The sequence below is a fragment of the Pseudoalteromonas sp. T1lg24 genome, from assembly GCF_002964745.1.
GTDB classification, from domain to species: Bacteria; Pseudomonadota; Gammaproteobacteria; order Enterobacterales; family Alteromonadaceae; genus Pseudoalteromonas; species Pseudoalteromonas spongiae.
On record NZ_PQCB01000033.1, the window covers coordinates 220,885 to 237,828 of the forward strand.

At 40.2% G+C, this 16,944-nt stretch carries 18 protein-coding genes; 9 read left to right on the plus strand and 9 right to left on the minus strand.

All coding sequences use genetic code 11. The features are described from left to right. The 3 genes from C2M30_RS21760 to C2M30_RS13290 all read left to right on the plus strand — a co-directional run. Window positions 1-317 (plus strand): hypothetical protein (locus C2M30_RS21760; RefSeq protein WP_234004732.1); only part of this gene is annotated, 317 nt, incomplete at its 5' end. Between the two features lie 44 nt (window positions 318-361). Continuing rightward, window positions 362-697, plus strand: a complete 336-nt coding sequence (locus tag C2M30_RS13285) for a 5-carboxymethyl-2-hydroxymuconate Delta-isomerase (RefSeq protein WP_105171960.1) — start codon at window positions 362-364, stop codon at window positions 695-697. Between the two features lie 268 nt (window positions 698-965). Beyond that, window positions 966-1,361: an ExbD/TolR family protein gene (locus C2M30_RS13290; RefSeq protein ID WP_105171961.1), complete on the plus strand. Its 396-nt coding sequence runs from the start codon at window positions 966-968 to the stop codon at window positions 1,359-1,361. Window positions 1,362-1,425: 64 nt separating this feature from the next. Here C2M30_RS13290 and C2M30_RS13295 read toward each other — a convergent pair whose 3' ends face one another. Continuing rightward, window positions 1,426-2,196 carry an isocitrate lyase/PEP mutase family protein gene (locus tag C2M30_RS13295; protein ID WP_105171962.1) on the minus strand — a complete coding sequence of 257 codons (771 nt, stop codon included), beginning with the start codon at window positions 2,194-2,196 and terminating at the stop codon, window positions 1,426-1,428. Window positions 2,197-2,321: 125 nt separating this feature from the next. On the opposite strand from C2M30_RS13295, the gene C2M30_RS13300 reads away from it, so the two are divergent. Then, on the plus strand, window positions 2,322-3,251 hold the full coding sequence (locus C2M30_RS13300; protein ID WP_105171963.1) for a LysR substrate-binding domain-containing protein: 930 nt from the start codon (window positions 2,322-2,324) through the stop codon (window positions 3,249-3,251). Window positions 3,252-3,269: 18 nt separating this feature from the next. On the opposite strand, the gene C2M30_RS13305 is transcribed toward C2M30_RS13300, so the two are convergent. From C2M30_RS13305 to C2M30_RS13320, 4 genes are all read right to left on the minus strand, one after another. Continuing rightward, window positions 3,270-4,013, minus strand: a complete 744-nt coding sequence (locus C2M30_RS13305) for a LytR/AlgR family response regulator transcription factor (protein ID WP_105171964.1) — start codon at window positions 4,011-4,013, stop codon at window positions 3,270-3,272. 5 nt (window positions 4,014-4,018) lie between these two features. Further along, a complete protein-coding gene (locus tag C2M30_RS13310) occupies window positions 4,019-5,017 on the minus strand; it encodes a sensor histidine kinase (RefSeq protein WP_158683431.1) in 999 nt (332 codons plus the stop codon). Between the two features lie 16 nt (window positions 5,018-5,033). Beyond that, window positions 5,034-5,771: a hypothetical protein gene (locus C2M30_RS13315; protein ID WP_105171966.1), complete on the minus strand. Its 738-nt coding sequence runs from the start codon at window positions 5,769-5,771 to the stop codon at window positions 5,034-5,036. 495 nt (window positions 5,772-6,266) lie between these two features. Further along, window positions 6,267-6,956, minus strand: a complete 690-nt coding sequence (locus tag C2M30_RS13320) for a hypothetical protein (RefSeq protein WP_105171967.1) — start codon at window positions 6,954-6,956, stop codon at window positions 6,267-6,269. Window positions 6,957-7,134: 178 nt separating this feature from the next. Between C2M30_RS13320 and C2M30_RS13325 the strand changes: the two genes are divergently transcribed. Continuing rightward, window positions 7,135-7,878 carry a substrate-binding periplasmic protein gene (locus C2M30_RS13325; protein WP_054979329.1) on the plus strand — a complete coding sequence of 248 codons (744 nt, stop codon included), beginning with the start codon at window positions 7,135-7,137 and terminating at the stop codon, window positions 7,876-7,878. A gap of 22 nt (window positions 7,879-7,900) precedes the next feature. Here the strand turns inward: C2M30_RS13325 and C2M30_RS13330 are convergent, their stop codons facing one another. After that, window positions 7,901-8,461 (minus strand): helix-turn-helix domain-containing protein, encoded by a 561-nt coding sequence (locus tag C2M30_RS13330; RefSeq protein ID WP_234004733.1) that lies wholly within the window; start codon window positions 8,459-8,461, stop codon window positions 7,901-7,903. Beyond that, a complete protein-coding gene (locus C2M30_RS21765) occupies window positions 8,401-8,697 on the minus strand; it encodes an AraC family ligand binding domain-containing protein (RefSeq protein WP_234004734.1) in 297 nt (98 codons plus the stop codon). Before C2M30_RS21765 ends, C2M30_RS13330 begins: the two co-directional genes overlap by 61 nt. 120 nt (window positions 8,698-8,817) lie before the next feature. On the opposite strand from C2M30_RS21765, the gene C2M30_RS13335 reads away from it, so the two are divergent. Both C2M30_RS13335 and C2M30_RS13340 read left to right on the plus strand, forming a co-directional pair. Next, window positions 8,818-9,996 carry an MFS transporter gene (locus C2M30_RS13335; RefSeq protein ID WP_105171969.1) on the plus strand — a complete coding sequence of 393 codons (1,179 nt, stop codon included), beginning with the start codon at window positions 8,818-8,820 and terminating at the stop codon, window positions 9,994-9,996. A 231-nt stretch (window positions 9,997-10,227) separates the two neighbouring features. Then, on the plus strand, window positions 10,228-11,190 hold the full coding sequence (locus C2M30_RS13340; protein ID WP_105171970.1) for a hypothetical protein: 963 nt from the start codon (window positions 10,228-10,230) through the stop codon (window positions 11,188-11,190). A 46-nt stretch (window positions 11,191-11,236) separates the two neighbouring features. Here the strand turns inward: C2M30_RS13340 and C2M30_RS13345 are convergent, their stop codons facing one another. Beyond that, window positions 11,237-11,629 carry a MerC domain-containing protein gene (locus C2M30_RS13345; protein WP_105172964.1) on the minus strand — a complete coding sequence of 131 codons (393 nt, stop codon included), beginning with the start codon at window positions 11,627-11,629 and terminating at the stop codon, window positions 11,237-11,239. 203 nt (window positions 11,630-11,832) lie between these two features. On the opposite strand from C2M30_RS13345, the gene C2M30_RS13350 reads away from it, so the two are divergent. Further along, window positions 11,833-13,338 (plus strand): serine hydrolase domain-containing protein, encoded by a 1,506-nt coding sequence (locus tag C2M30_RS13350; protein WP_158683433.1) that lies wholly within the window; start codon window positions 11,833-11,835, stop codon window positions 13,336-13,338. A gap of 54 nt (window positions 13,339-13,392) precedes the next feature. On the opposite strand, the gene C2M30_RS13355 is transcribed toward C2M30_RS13350, so the two are convergent. After that, window positions 13,393-14,424 carry a LacI family DNA-binding transcriptional regulator gene (locus C2M30_RS13355; protein WP_105171972.1) on the minus strand — a complete coding sequence of 344 codons (1,032 nt, stop codon included), beginning with the start codon at window positions 14,422-14,424 and terminating at the stop codon, window positions 13,393-13,395. Between the two features lie 185 nt (window positions 14,425-14,609). On the opposite strand from C2M30_RS13355, the gene C2M30_RS13360 reads away from it, so the two are divergent. Further along, window positions 14,610-16,943: a GH92 family glycosyl hydrolase gene (locus C2M30_RS13360; RefSeq protein WP_234004789.1), complete on the plus strand. Its 2,334-nt coding sequence runs from the start codon at window positions 14,610-14,612 to the stop codon at window positions 16,941-16,943. Window position 16,944: the final 1 nt, after the last annotated feature.

Genomic DNA, 16,944 nt, shown 5'->3' on the forward strand with positions numbered 1-16,944 from the left:
TGGGAGTCATTATGTCTATGTGCTCTGGCGAGAGAGAGGTTAAATTGAAGCCTAGTGTTCAGTTTAAAATACATTTGGGTTTGTTAATCTTATGCATCATAGGCTATCAATTCCAACATACAAGCATTGATGACTTCTTTGTTAACCCATTTTATATCGGTAGCATGATGCTTGGTATTCTATTAGTAATTAAAACTTTGCGTTATACCTGCCAAAAGTGTTGTAGAAATCAAGTGATACAAGGTTTTTACAAGTATCGCTTACCGTCTTCAAATTGTTATAACTGTGGTCACGATATTGATAAAAATAGTACCTAACAAGCCCTTTAAACCCATGAAACAAAAAAATACAGGAGAATCTAATGCCACATTGCGTAATTGAGCATTCTGATGATATTGATGGAAATATGTTAATTGAAGCTGTTCATAAAGGGGCGTTAGCGTCTGAATTATTTGAACCGACGGGCAGCGATATCAAAGTGAGGGCGACTTCATTTTCAGAGTACAAAACTGGCGTTGTCGACCTTAAGTTTGTGCATGTGACACTTAAAATACTCTCAGGGCGCACGGTCGAACAAAAAACGATGCTATCTAATACCGTTTTAGATAAATTAAGCGGCCTTTCACTTACAAACTGCTCAATCTCAGTGGAAGTGCAAGATATTGACCGTGCTAGCTATGCAAAAGTAATTGTGTAAGGTTTACTAATTTTACAAGCGAAACTGTTAGCGTGTAGCCCATAAAACACGGCACTATCAGTTTCGCAACGTTAATACATCTCATCGCGTGTCAGCTTTTCTAGCCATACCCTAGTTTTCCGACACCCTACCCGCTTACTAAGCTGTAACTAATCAGTACAACTAAAATGTAACCAAACATTAATATTAACAATGGGTTAAATAGCAGGTTACAACTCTTACCTAGGCTTAAGTTGATGGAAAAATAACAATCAACGAGGAGTCAATTATGGCCAAACAAAACGCTCATACGCAAAACGCAGAAGTAGATATGAACCCAATGCTGGATATTGTGTTTATACTGCTTATTTTTTTTATTGTTACCACTAGCTTTAATCAGCCAACTGCGCTTGATTTAAACCGTATGAAAGAAAACAAACAAACGCTTACGCAAACAGTTACACCGCAATTTCATATCACCGAAGATAATCGTGTAATGCTAAATAATAAGCAAATTGACTCACAATCAATCGCTATTAATTTAGCCCGCCTTGACGCTAATGGCGACATTACCGCTATTTCAGTAACTGCCGATAAAGAAAGCACGCATAACACCTTAGTGCATTTGTTAAATGAAATTAAAGGCTATACCTCAGCACCAGTATCACTGGGCAGCGCACTATAAAATTTAAAGGCTAACCGTATGGTTAGCCTTGTTTCACACAGTAAATATTACCCAAACTATTAAATTAACCAAAAAGTGCTGAAAAGCGTTTTTGTTTGTTTATTGTTGATAAAAGTGTCGATAAATTAGTTTGATGCTTCTCAAACACAAAATTTCCCATACTAATACGATTAACTCCTAGCTTCGCTAGCGTATCAAAATCAGCTAGATCTGGCATACACATCACATTTAACGGTAGTGATACACACTCGCCTACTTTTGAAATCTCGTTAAGGTCAGTAATGCACGGTACAAACAGCCCCGTTGCGCCAACTGCCTGATAGAGCTGCCCACGTTTAATGGTTTCTTGTAGTTTATCGTCGCACTCTAAAATATAAGTATCAGTGCGCACATTTATAAACACATCACAGTCACGTTGTTTTAATACCTGTTGAATGTGTGAAAGAAAACTGGCGAACTCATCTGCACTTTTGAGCACTCGGGTACCATTATTCACCTTGCTGTCTTCAATATTTATACCTACGACACCTAGGTTTACAAGTCGCATAATATTGGTTGCAACCGCTTCTGGATCATCGCTATAACCAGATTCCAAATCGACCGTCAGTGGTAAATCGGTATTTACTAAAATACGTTCAACAACCATTAGTAACGTTTCAAACGGCATGCTTTCGCCGTCTTCATAGCCAAATTGAGCGGCAACCGCAGCACTTGATGTACCAATAGCATTAAAGCCAGCGTGTTTTGCTGCGAGCGCGCTAGGTACATCCCACACGTTAGCTATTAATACTGCTGTTTGACCAAAATGCAGTTGATTGAAGTGTGTATAAGTCATTATGTTTTCCTAACTAAATAAATGTTAGGCGTAGTGTGCGTAATGGAGTGTTACTAAACCAACGATATAAATCGACTTGCATTATAAGATAAACTTATAATTCTAAAAAACGATAACCTAAAGTCATGTTTAAAAATCTACCTAACCTAAAGTTATTACGTACGTTTGAAGCAGCTGCACGCCACCAAAGTTATGGCTTGGCGGCGCAAGAGTTATGTATTTCACAAGCCGCAGTTAGCCAACAAATGCGAATGTTAGAGCAAGCTATAGGTATTACATTGTTTAACAGACAAAACAAAAACATGGTACTGACAAAACACGGTAAGCACTTCTACTCGGCCACATTTAACGCACTCAATACGGTACAAACGGCACTTAATACACTTCGCGAAAACGACCTATTTGGTAGTTTAACCATTACCTCCACTGTGGCATTTACTAACTTATGGCTAATGCCTAGGCTTAGTAAATTTGCAAATTTATATCCCAATATTCAAATAAACGTGGTGCCATCACCTAACTTCGAAGACTTAGCTAACAGCGATATTGATTTAGCAATTCGATTTGGGCAAACAGTAGAGCAACATACGCCTAAAAACTACCAATGCGAACAGTTTGGTGAAGACAAGGTGCTGCCAGTGTGTGCTGTGTCGCTTCAGCAACAACAGCAGTTTAGTAAAACAAGCGACCTATTGAGCACTTGGCTTGTAAGTTTAGATAAACCCAAACCTTATGATTGGGCAAGCTGGTTTGAATCACACGGTAACCTAGACTATCAAACTCATAATAAATGGACCTATGTGCCAAGTACCGATATGGCAATCAATGCTGTGCTTAACGGTCATGGATTTACCTTAGCAGCAGAGTACTTATGCAAAGAACTGATTGCACAGAACAAATTATGTGTGCCGATTAATATTGCGCACCCAAACACAGTAAAGCGCTATTTTGTTTACCCTACAGCGCTTAAAAGTAATCAACGACTTGCTGCGTTTACAGCGTGGCTAAAAAGTGAAATGAATTCAACGGGTCACGACAACCCAGCTGGTACGTGAAATCCAATCTGTTCGCCGTTAACTCGCTAGCCACTTTTTAAACTCGCTGGTGCGTGTTTTACTGGTGATCAGTGGCTCGTTAATGTGACTTACGTTTACCGCCAGCGTTTCTTTGCCGTAATTTTCAAATGACGTAACAAAGTGAATATTCACAATATCACTGCGATTCAGTCTGAAAAAATGCTCGGGGTTAAGGTCAGCTTCAAGCTCGGTCATCGAATTGCCCGATAACAAATGGTGATTACCTGCACTATCGTACGCCGAAAGTACGCCCGACGCGGCGCGAATACATACCACATCTTCTACATTTAAAATGCTCACGGCATTTGCGTGTTTCAGTAAAAAACGGGATTTATAGCGTTTTTCTCTTTGATTTTGAATCAATTGCTTGGTTTGAGTTAAATTTGCTTTTAACGACTCATAATTTGTCATTGCGTTTGTAAAACGCTTATAAGTAAAGGGTTTTAATAAATAAGCGATGCCTTGGTTATCAAAAGCCTCGGTCCAAAATGCGTTATACGAGGTCGTAAAAATAACCGGGCACGGTAAATCAATTTCTTCAAAGGCGTTAAATACTTGGCCATCGAGCAATTCAATATCAGAAAAGATTAGGTCAACTTCAGGTTCAGCCTGAAAAAACGCAATGACATCGGCAACCTTGTCGCATGTTTTTAGCACATTAGTATTGGCATCAAAGCGCGTGATGTAATTAACCAGTTTTTCCGCCGCCAGCGGCTCGTCTTCAATAATGACAATATTCATGCTACTTAAACTCCAAGAGGCAATGTGAGTGAAAAATGGCTGTCGCTTTCATCTACAAAAATAGGTTGGTTAAAAATGGCTTGGCACTGGGCATTTAAATGCGTCAAACCTATTTTGCTCGAGTGTGCTTTAAATTCTTTTAAGCGAAGCGGGTTTTTAATTACGATGCAATCGCTTTGAATATCTATTGTAATTTCAAGCGGATTATCGCTACTTGCTGCGTTATGTTTTACCACATTTTCAATGGCAAGTTGCAGCGCACACGGAATAATTTCTGATGTGTTTGTCTCCTCGCCTTGTGTCACATTGAGCGTGTAGGCGCCATTAAAGCGCGTATTGATAAGTGCCATATAATGGTTAGCAAACGCCAATTCATGGCTAAGTGGCACTAAATTTTTTGACTTATGTTCAAGAATATAACGATAAATATCGCTGAACTGGGCTAAATATTCTTCTGCCTCATCGGGATCTTTCACAATTAAGGCCGACAATACATTTAAGTTATTAAATAAAAAATGTGGGTCGATATGCTGTTGCAGGGTTTTTACTTGGCTATCGAGCAAGGCTTTGTCTTTTTTCGCCAAAACTAATTGCTGCCTTTGTAGTCGTGTTACTAACTCAAAAGCCAGCGAATAAGCGCCTACTAATGCATGTAACAAGGCATTCATACCAAGTGTTGCAACCATGTGCATGCTATCGACTTGCTGAATGCCAATGGCAGTTTCAAGCGCTATAACAAGCGAAGTCACTAAGGTACTAAACACTAAGTTACTGACAAAAAAAACTTTAGTAATGTGCGCCGTTATTGTGCTGTTACCTTGTTTTACAACGCGATAAACCTTAAGGGTTAGCCACTGGGCAATTACGCACTGCAAAAATATCCAAAACGGCGCATCTAAATGAATATTAAGGCTTTGCCCATTCGGGGTTGTTAATAGTGCTGCGTAAAGCACTATTAACAATGAAAATACAAATAGAACCAGATAATTAATTGCCTTTGGCACGTGCTTATTCCTATTATTATTGTTCGGCGGTTTCTGGAAGGCGCATAATAACCTTTCCATTGGCATCTAAAAACTCTAGTTTGGCTTCACCGTCTTTCGTTACAACCATTTGAATACGTTTTTTACCATCCGCATCATTTAATTGCAGGCGAGAATCACCATTTAACGTGCCGTAAAATGCGCGGCGTGCACCGAGTAATTTATTCTCAACCATGTAGCTTTCAATTTCATTCATGGTTTTTGTATCGCCAGCTTTTTGCGCTTCCATAAAGCGGTTGGTCATGTCAAAGTCCATTGCGCTGTCTGGTCTATCCATCACTGTTAAGCCGGTGATCATGTAATCATCCATTTCGATGTGTTGCATCATTAAAGTTTGATCTTGGTTGTAACGGTCAAATGACATGTGCAAACCGTGATTTACTTTGTCGTTTACCTTTTCACCGCGAAACACAAAGCCACCGTTTTCTGTCCCTTCATCGTTGTAGAAGATCATACCTGGGCGCGGTGAATTGTGTTTAAACACTTCTTTACCTTGCTTAATGGCACCTGGCGATTTATCTGAGTTAGCGAGTACCATACGGTTATAACCATTTTTCTCTACAATGTTTAAGCGCTCGACACTAATTTCTTCAAATTCAGCTACCGTTGGCTTAGCAAGGCCAACATAGCCCGCCAGTGACACTAGGCCAATGCTAAGTGCTGCGTTAATGCGTTTTTGTACAGTCAGTTGTTTTTCTACGTTGTTGTTATTCATGTTGTTATCTCGTTGTTAGTCGTTATGAGCTGATAGGGTCTAGACTAACCACAAAAACTTCGCGTTTTAATGCAAAAACAACAAGTGGGGGAAAATAAGAATTAACAGGGGGAAAAATCAAATAAATGATTATCCCACCCGTAAAAGCCGAAAATTGGCTGCGTTATAAGCGGAATTCAGCAGTTTTAAAAATGCTAGGGTCTGTTGACCTTTCAAGTTCGTTTTTGCAACAGCTTGATTGGGTTTTATACAAGGCAGAGGCTGCGTGGCATAGTTATTCTATGTGAGCCAGCCGATAACACAGGAGAAAACCCAATCAAGCGTTGCCGAACGGTTCTTTTGAGCGCACTTTTCTCATTGTTGCCTACATGGACGTAGGTAAAGAGCGTGTGCAGGACGCGGAAGCTTTGCTCGATATTCGAGGCCACACATAGAGCGTCGCGATAAAAGCACGCTGAAACAGAACAAAAATAGAACAGCAAAGGTGGGCAGACCCTAGTTAATATAAATAATCAAGAATTCACAGTTTAGAATATGTTTTTTTGATAATTGTTTTGTGGGTTTATACACATCAGCGGGGCGCGGGCCTAAATGCGTTTGCTTTTCTTCCTTTGCCAACTTAAATGTTTGGCTTATTTCTTTAAAATCGACTGTAAGAAAATTATCTGCAAAAAACCATTGGCCCTTAAGTGTGTCGATTTTATCGCTGCCATCGCCTAATAATTCGTATTCTAAAACCGCTTGTCCCTCTTTATTCAGTGCGAGTGTGCCGTCGGCAACATCGCAATATTGCGTGCGTAAATAAGGCGGTAAATCAACTTGCTCTTTACTGCCTGGTTTTCGCAGATAAAGCCCTAAATGTGCTTTGGAATAATAATGATTGCCTTCGCTAAAACGAAATTCGCGCGATGTTTTATGGCCGTTCGCCAAAAGCCAATTATCAAGCAGCGCAATCACTTCTGGCTGATTGTAGATTGGGTTTAAGGCAAGCGAAGCATCAGGAAACATCGCAGGCAGTGGAATATCGCTTAACACCACATCTATTTTTTGCTTTACAAGTTGCTCGCTCAGGCTACTTTTTAAGGCAGCAACTTCATTTTTAGAGTAGCCCTTTGTCACTAGGTGCAATTGTGTATTGGCACAAGCAGTTAAAAATAAACACAATAAGAGCGTTAAATATTTCATATACATCCTTTTAATTACAAATGTAATCTTAACCCTAATAATTACACATGTAATCTTTTGCTTCAAACAATTATTTCCACTCTTGTGATTCAACGCAAAATAGTAGTCATTTTTGATTTAAAGCAACCCATGCTTAAGGTAGGCTATTACTTTACGTTTAGTTGTTATGACCGCCTTTATGCTCAAGTATGTTTGTTTAGCACTGGTTCTTTTTGCATGTGATTTGTTTTCATGTGACATTACCGTGCGAGTTGAGCAATATTCAGCACAATCACAGAAAGTTACGGGCCGCTGGCAAGGGCTCGATGTTGAACTCGCCGAGCTATTATTAAATGAAGCACACTGTGAATTCGATTTTGTCGATTTACCTTGGGCGCGCTCGCTTAAGCTGCTCGAAAATGGTGAAATTGATTTGATGATGTCGGTCACTAAAACCGACGAACGCGAGCAGTTTGCCTACTTTGTTGGTCCGCAACGCTTTGAAACTTTGGTATTTGTTAGCCCACCTATGAGTGAAGAAATCACTCAAGTTACACAGCTTTTTTCACTAAATAACCCCGTTGCTATTCAAACAGGGTCTTTCTACGGTGAAGCCTTTATGAACACCTTGGCACAGTCTGAGCGGAATAAAGATAAAATTGTTTGGGTGACAAATAATCAAACCAAAGCCATTTTATTAAAATCGCAGCGTATTTCAGGATACCTTGAGGCCAAACTCAACATCATGTTTGAACAACAACAAGGCACGGCAATGCCAAACTTAAAAATTCATCCGCTTATTGTAAACAAGGCAGCGGTTTATTTTGCGTTCAGCAAGCAAAGCGTTTCACCTGCGCTTGTTAGCAAACTAAAACACGCGTTTTTGGTGCTACAAAAAAGCGGGAAAATCGACGCTATTTTGGCTAAATACGGTGCTAAGTAATCACAAAAACCGAAAACCTAAATCAGCTTTTATTTACGTGATGTGATTTTACATAGGCATTTGGGGCCACGCCAAAATAATGCTTAAACGCAGTATTGAAAGCCGAAACCGATTCAAAGCCAAGTTGATGTGCAATATCTTGCTGACGATACCCTGCTTCTAATAACTCTACTGCTTTAAATGCTTTAAGCTTTTGCTTCCACTGTGAAAACCCCATATTCATTTGCTTATTGAACAAACGACTGAGCGTACGACTTGATGCACCCACCTTTTCACCCCACTGTTCAATGGTGAGTTTGTTCCCAGGGTTGGCCAAAAGCTCACTAATAATTGGCATTAAGCGTACATCTTCACTTAGTGGCATCACAAAGTTAGTTTCTTTGGCAAGTTCAATACGGTCGATAAACACATCGATAAAACGCTGAGTTTTATCATCTAATTGATAGTCATCTTGCCACGTGCAGATCTCTAAAATAAGCGCACGGAGTACACTATCTACTTCAATTGATTTGGCAGATGTGCCTAAGCGCTCGGTATACTTTTCATCAATAATACACTGCGAAATTTGCCGCCGTAGCGACAAAAACTCTCATGTTCAAGCCCTGGTGGTAACCAAAGTGCTTGTTGCGGCGGAATAATAAATTTGCCTTCGGGGGTAAAAAGCGTGAGTACACCATTACTGGTATAAGCAAGCTGCCCCCACGTATGTTTATGGGTTTTTACATGCTCCCACGGCGGCATATTGGTGGCTCTTGGCAACACTGGCCTACCAAGGGTTTTCTTTTTAAAGCGAGAAGGAGTTGAGCGCCATTGGTTCATTAACGAGCATTACAATCTTGTCTGATTTTATAAATAGAATGTCATATATTCGATAACATGACAAAGCTTTACTGCTTTACACTTTTAGCGTTCTTATTCAAAACCGACAGGAGCGTCACTTTGCTTAACGCTATCAAATCTTATAAAGCCAGTCCCTTTAGCTTTTTAGCTATTGCCGGTGCGGTAATGGCATTTACCTTTTCAACGTGGAATGCGCTGTTAAATAACTTTGCAATAGAAGCCGCTAATTTTAATGGCGCTAACATTGGTATGTTGCAATCACTTCGAGAAATACCGGGGTTTCTTGCCTTTACTGCGGTGTTTGTACTATTGGTATTAAAAGAGCAAACCTTTGCACTGATCTCACTTGCACTTTTGGTAATCGGTGTAGCACTTACTGGGTTATTCCCCACCGTTTACGGCTTGTACGCCACAACCGTGCTGATGTCGATTGGCTTTCATTATTATGAGACGATTAATCAATCACTGAGTTTGCAGTGGTTTAGTAAAGACGAAGCGCCTGAAAAACTCGGTAAGTTACTGTCTATCAAGTCAATTGCATCACTGTGTGCATTTGCCATAATTTGGTTCTTGTTTACCTTTATGTCAACCTCATATCAATTTGTTTATTTATTTGTTGGTGGCATTGGCTTACTTGCTACTCTTTGGCTTTGGTTATCTCACCCAGAGTTTCAACAACACACTTCGCAGCATAAAAAACTGATTTTAAGAAAAGAATACACCCTCTTCTATTTACTTACTTTTTTCTCAGGTGCAAGGCGTCAAATCTTTATGGTGTTTGCTGGGTTTTTAATGGTAGAAAAGTTTGGTTATGGCGTTGCTGAAATTTCAGCGCTTTATATGCTCAATCACTTACTAAATATATTTATTGCACCAAAAATTGGCAAAATGATTGGTAAGATTGGCGAACAGCGCGCCTTATCGATTGAGTATATCGGCCTTATATTTGTATTTATTGGTTATGCTATCGTAGAAAGTGCAACCGGCGCTGCCGTTTTGTATGTGATTGACCATATCTTTTTTGCGATGGCAATTGCGATAAAAACCTACTTCCAGAAAATCGCTCGCCCTGAAGACATTGCGGCAACGGCTGGCGTAAGTTTCACCATCAACCATATTGCTGCAGTAATTATTCCGGCAAGTTTTGGTTTAGTGTGGCTTTACGATAATTCACTGGTTTTTTACTTTGGTGCTGCGCTTGCGTTTTGTTCATTAGTTCTTAGTCAATTTATCAATCCGCACTTGGCAAAACAGCGTTTAGTAAATAACCCAGCTTAACTAATAGGGCTATCTATTAGCCCTATATTTATATTCATTATCGCAACACCATTTATTGCGTTAAACGCATCAATATACAACAATCAAACCGAATAAATTATAATCAATTAGCACTTTATAACTAGAAAAGCCACCTAATGTATCAATTTGTAAACAGCTGGCATATTTGTCCTTTTAAACTGGTATGGACACCATTATATTGCGCAAAAATTAATCACCCTGGATTTTATTATGACAACGTTAAAATCGATTTTTCTTGCGGTAATTTGCTTAAGTGCACATGGTGTTTTAGCAAAAAATACACACTCTAAACAAAATAGCAGCCAGGGTTGGGCTTATGTAAATTATGTAGTAGATGCATCAGGTAATATCACCAACATTGATATTTTAGATCAGTCTGAATTTAGCGATGTATCAAAAAACCTAAGCCAACAAATCGAAAAACAATTACGTAAACAGCCTGCATCTCATGTAAGTAACACCCTGTTTATTGCTGCAAATAAGTCATCAAACTTACATGCGAGTAAATCGTTTTATCAAAGCTATGCGCAAATTGAACAGAGCATCGCAACAAGTTCTGTAGCGCAGCTTAAAACAGCAATTGCTAGCCAATTAAAGCCGCTAGTAAAAACAGACGCAGAGCAAGCCTTATATTACTGGCTTAAAAGCCGCGCCTTTCACAAACACCGTGCTTGGGCAGATTACGATACGGCAATGATGGGTGTGTTTAATACCGCACAAAACTTACCAGCAGAGCTTTCAGTTGCCGCGCTAAAAAGTGCTATTAACTGGTTTAACCGCGATCAGAATTACCAAATGGCAAGCTTTGCATTAAATAAACTAGAAACTATTTTAAAGCGAAACGCGATTAATACCGATGAGCTACATGAGCAATACGTTAGCGATATTCAACACGGTATTGTATCGAATAAAACACAAGCTACTCAAAAACAAATCGCTAATGATGCGCCGTTTTTTAGAAAGGTGTTTTTATCTGAAGGTGAAATTACAGTTAACCAAGGCAAAGTGTCAAACGCACAGCTACGTTGCGACGACAAAGTAGAAGACTTAAGCACCGCAAATAACACAATCGCCTTTTCAACCAAAGGTTTAAAAAACTGCCATGTGCTGGTTAAAACCAATAGCGCCGCTAATGTAACCTTAGTGCAAACAGGTAATATCAACTTAATTTAATATAATTTCACTAGCCCTAACACACGTTGGGGCTAAAAATTAAAAATCATTCATCATGATTGTGAGCGCATTCAAGCTGTTTACACAAACGGTAATTTTGAACATGCCCAATAATCACAAAGAGCGAGCCAATCAAGGTTAAGCCTTTTTCAAATCGCTCGCCAAAATCATGTCCAAATAATATTGCAGCAATTAAGAGTATTAACCCGCTTAAGCCCCAACCTAATACACGCCATGCTTTATGTCGTCTGCAACCCATAAACAACGCGCTGCAACTGGTTAGTAACACTGCCACAACCAACATTTGATGAAACGCCTCGTCAGCAAGCGTCTGTAAACCAATTGACGGGATAAACACAATCCCAATTGGCAGTAATAAGCAGTGCACTATGCACAGTGACGAAATACTAATGGCTAATTTATCTAAACGTTGTTGCACAAACGGACTCTCACAGCAAATAATGCAACAATATAACATCTCTAAACTTGTTATCAATACAGATTATGAGTTCAGCCTAAAAATCGCAACAATAGACTTACACAAAGCAACAGTTTCTCACAAAGCCTCACTAACACTTACAGAAAACAGTCCCTGCGCATTTTATAGTCTATTTGATGTTACTTTTTATCAAGGAATATAGAATGAAACACACGCTCTCTTTAATTACATTTACACTATTACTTGCTGGTTGCGGCTCATCAAAAAAAGACGATGATATTGTAATAACCCCGCCCTCAGCATTAATGCAACAAGCGGAACAAGACCGCATCAACAATAATTCGGGTGCAATTTCAGTTGCTATTTACCATAAAGGCGAAGTCGTTTTTGCTGATGCCGTTGGCAATAAGCAGCCAAATAGTAATGAAAAAGCGGATAAAAATACCCTTTTTCAAATCGGGTCTACCACCAAAGTACTTACCAACATTGCCACACTTCAACTTGTTGAACAAAATCGTTTAGCGCTAAACGATAAACTTGTTGATCACCTGCCCAATATAAACTTCCCTATTGAACACACAGATTTTTGGCAAGCAATTGAGCTTGAATGGTTAATGACCCACAAGGGTGCATTTGAAGATGACTATGAAGGCATTAGTGAAGATTCAGATTTAATTTCGTTTATGCGAGATGAATACACCATTGATAACGGCTTGCACAACCAACCTGGTCTTTTCTACAACTATTCTAACCCTAATTATTCATATTTAGGTGCCGTTATCGCGTTAGAAAGTGGGCTTGATTATGCAAGCTATGTAGAGCAAGAAGTATTTACGCCCCTTGCTATGACACGCTCAACATTTTCAAATGAAAAAGTAAAAGCCGATGGTAATTTTGCGCTTAGTATTGATGACGGCAATGGTCAAATTAAAAAGCATAGCAGTATTGATGAATTACTTAGCTCAGAAGTAGTATTACCTGCAGGTGGCAATACCTGGTCAACACCAACAGAGATGCTTAATTTAGCAAAGCTCTTACTTAAAGGTAATGAGAACGTGCTAACGCTGGCATCTTCACAAACACTTACCGACAAACACGTTTTAATCCCCAATCCGCTGCCAATTCATTATGGCTATGGCATGTTTTTAAGCGATGGCTTTATGTACGACAACAAATGGTACTCAATTCGGCATTTCGAACACGGTGGCAATGCCAATGCATACACCAGCTTGTTTTATGTATTCCCAGATCATGACTTAGCCATTTCAGTGCTCAGCAGCGGTGAATCAGATAATTTATCAGGAACATTGATTGCGGCGCTTAAACATGTAAACGTGCTGCCAGAAGCAGAGCCGTTTGAATTACCAGCCGTTAACACTGAGCTATTTGATAAATTCGCTGGTGAATACACCATTTATGGTTTGGATTTAACCATTTCAAATGTTTCGGGCAAACTACAGGTATCCATGCCTGCACTTGACGCACAAGGGGTAAGTTACAGTGGAACACTTACGCCTGTCTCTGCTAATATGTTTGCTTTAACACTAAATGATCAACAGTTAACCTTTAATTTTGTTTCAACCAATGACGGACAAAGTTATGACTACTTTGTAAGTCGACAGGCCGTTGCAACACGAAAATCGGTTAGCACCCGTGTTGAGCTAAATTCAAATAAGATACAGGTAAGCAAACTTCTTAATAACAAATAATATGCATTAAACATCAGCCGAGACACTCTCGGCTGATGATTAACACGTTAAAGCTTAAGAGCTACGCTCAATTAAGCTAACAGGCACTTGTTTTAAACTTTCCGGCTTATCGCCTTTTAAAATTTCGCACACCGCCTTTGCTATATCGTCCGCGTCAATTTTTACTGTACTAAGTGGCACACTCATTAGTTTTGAATCGTCCAAATCATCAAAACCAATCACGCCAATATCATGTCCCGGTTTAATATTTTGCTCGGCTAAATATTCCATCACGCCATAAGCCACAATATCGTTAAAGCACATAACCGATTCGATTGAGGGCACTTTTTCTAAGCACATCGACATCGCCAATCGCCCGCCTTGGCGGTTAGTCGCACTATTAAACACCCAAGAGCTTACATCTTTGTGTTCATTAATGGCGTTGTTAAAACCCAATAATCGTTGATGATAATCCGAAATCGCATCATCCCCCCCAATAAACGCAATTTGTTTATGACCACGTTTTATTAGTGCTTTGGTGGCGGTGTAAACCCCCTTTTCATTGTCAGGAAGTACGCAAGGTATGGTGCTGCCGCTTACTTGACGCATAATGCTCACCACTTGGGTTTGCATAGTTTGCAGCTCTTCAAGCCACTGTGCTTCAGTATTAGGTGCAGGACATATAATAAAGGCTTTAACGCGATATTCTTTCAACTTGGCAACAATTTGCGTTTGTGTTTCAACATCTTCACTGGTGTTAACTAGCGTTGCCATTAGCCCCAGCTGGCGCACATGTTTTTCAAGCGCCACCGCCAACTTTGCCGAATAGGGGTTGGTTAAATCGTTTATAACAATGGCCACTAAATCCGATGATTTACTGCGCATGGCAGCCGCGTCTCGGTTATACACATAACCGGTTTCTTCAATCGCCTTAAGCACTTTGTCTTTTGCTTTTGCACTTGCTTTTTCACTGCCGCGTAAAACTAACGATACAGTTGATTTAGATACCCCAGCAACGCGGGCAACATCATGAACTGTAACGGATTTTTTATCCTGTTGAGGGGACGCTTTTAGTGATTTATTTAATGAGGAGGTGTGATTTACCACTCAGCTTACCAGCTATAAATTTCGTTATTATGGCTTGTATTCTAACAAACTGATCAGTATATTCAAATTAAAATTGGAACGTTCCATTTTTGTTTTATTTCGGCATGAGGCACACAATGAAAACAATAAGCCAGCACTGGCAACGTACAAAAAACGCCGCTTTCTCCCTGTTTGCAAGCGGTGCAATGATGCTGACAATCCCTGTTGTATCGGCAAATACCCAATATGTAGACCCATTTATTGGCACTGGTGGTGACGGCCATACATTTCCAGGAGCCGTTGTACCATTTGGCATGGTGCAGTTAAGTCCTGATACCGATTCGGTGTTTCGCGGTATCGACCCGCAGCCCGAAATTTATAAACGCTGTGCAGGTTATCACTATGATGACACCACCATTGTTGGCTTTTCTCATACCCATTTTAGTGGCACAGGGCATTCTGATTTAGGTGATTTACTGATGATGCCGATTACAGGAGAGGTCAAATTAGACGCGGGCACAGCCAAAAACCCCGATGCAGGATACCGCTCGCGCTTTAGTCATCAAAACGAAAGTGCCAAACCTGGCTATTACCAAGTATTGCTTGAAGACTACAAGATTAATGCCGAACTAACCGCCACCACACGTGTTGGCATGCATAAATACACCTTTAAAGAGCACGATAAAGGCAGCGTGCTGCTCGATTTAACCCATGGCATTTATAACTTTAAAAACAAAGTAATTTGGAGTGATGTTCGCGTTATCAACGACCGCACTATCTTGGCTTACCGTGCAACCAATGGTTGGGCGAACAATCGTCAAATGTACTTTGCTATCGAGTTTTCAAAGCCTTTTAAAGACATTGAACTAATTAACCTCGATAACAGCCGTTATCGCTGTAATGGGTGTTTAAGTGAAGGCAGCGGTAAAAAGCCATCAACCATTGTTAATTACAAAATTCCAGAAGCCGCAGGCAAAGCCCTTAAAGTCGTTGCTGATTTTGATAATTTAAAAGGCAACCCGCTATTAGTTAAGGTGGGTATTTCTGCGGTGAGCAAATCCAATGCCCTTGAAAATTTAAACAGTGAAATTCCCCATTGGAATTTCGATAAAGTGGTAAAGCAAGCAGACGATGTTTGGCATAAATCCCTCGATAAATTTGACATTGAAGGCTCACTTTCACAAAAACGTCAGTTTTTCACCTCGGTTTATCATGCGCTGCAAGCACCAAGTGTGTATCAAGACATCAACGGCCAGTACCGTGGTGTTGATGGTGAAATTCACCAAGCAAAAGATCACACCCATTACACCTTGTTTTCGCTTTGGGATACCTACCGTGCGCTTCATCCGCTCTTAACGTATGTCGAGCCAGACAAAGTGTCTGACATGATTGCCTCGATGCTTGATCATTACCAGCAAAGTTATGACAAAATGCTCCCTATTTGGTCATTCCATGGCCACGAAACTTGGACCATGATAGGCTATCATGCGGTGTCGGTTATTGCTGACGCCTACCTAAAAGGTATTCGTGATTTTGATGTTGCCCTTGCTAAAGAAGCGATTTTAGCAACCGCAAACCACGCGCATTACGATGCTATTCCTGAATACAAACACTATGGCTATGTACCGCTTGATGTTCTGCCAGAATCAACCTCGATCACCCTTGAATACGCTTACGATGATTATGCCATTGGCCAGTTTTTAACAGCACTTGGCGATAATGAACTTGCAGCTGAGTACTATGAGCGTGCAACGTATTATCAAAATGTCTTTGACCCAAGCGTTAAATTTATGCGCGGGCGCATGAAAGATGGTTCTTGGAACCCAGATTTCGACCCGCAAGAAGCGAAATACATGGGCGCATTTACCGAAGGTAACAGCTACCAATACAGCTTTTATGTGCCACAAGACGTGCACGGTTTAATTAACTTAAAAGGTGGCGACAAAGCCTTTATTGCACGCCTTGATGAGCTTTTTGAGACTGAACTTGCCTATGAAAAAATCAAAGAGCATGAAGACATTGCGGGTTTAATTGGCCAATACGCTCATGGTAACGAGCCAAGCCATCATATTGCTTATTTATATAATTACGCAGGTGAACCATGGCGTACACAAGCGCGCATTCGCCAAATTATGGATACCCTATCATCAGACAAACCTGATGGCCTTGCTGGAAATGACGACGTTGGGCAAATGTCAGCATGGTATATCTTCTCGGCGATGGGTTTTTACCCTGTTGCTCCGGGTGATTTAAGTTATGCACTCGGTGCACCACAACTACCAAAAATCACCTTAAAACTTGCCAATAAAAAGCAATTTACTGTGCTTGCAAAGCACCTATCAGCAGATAACAAATTTGTCAGCCAAGTATCACTTAATGGCAAACCATTAAATCGCAGTTACATTACGCACGACGATATTATCTCAGGTGGCACCCTTGAATTCACCATGTCTGCAAAACCAAACAAAACCTTTGGTAATGCGTTATCGTCGCGTCCACCGTCACTGAGTAATCCGAAAAATCCAAATACATTGCATTAAA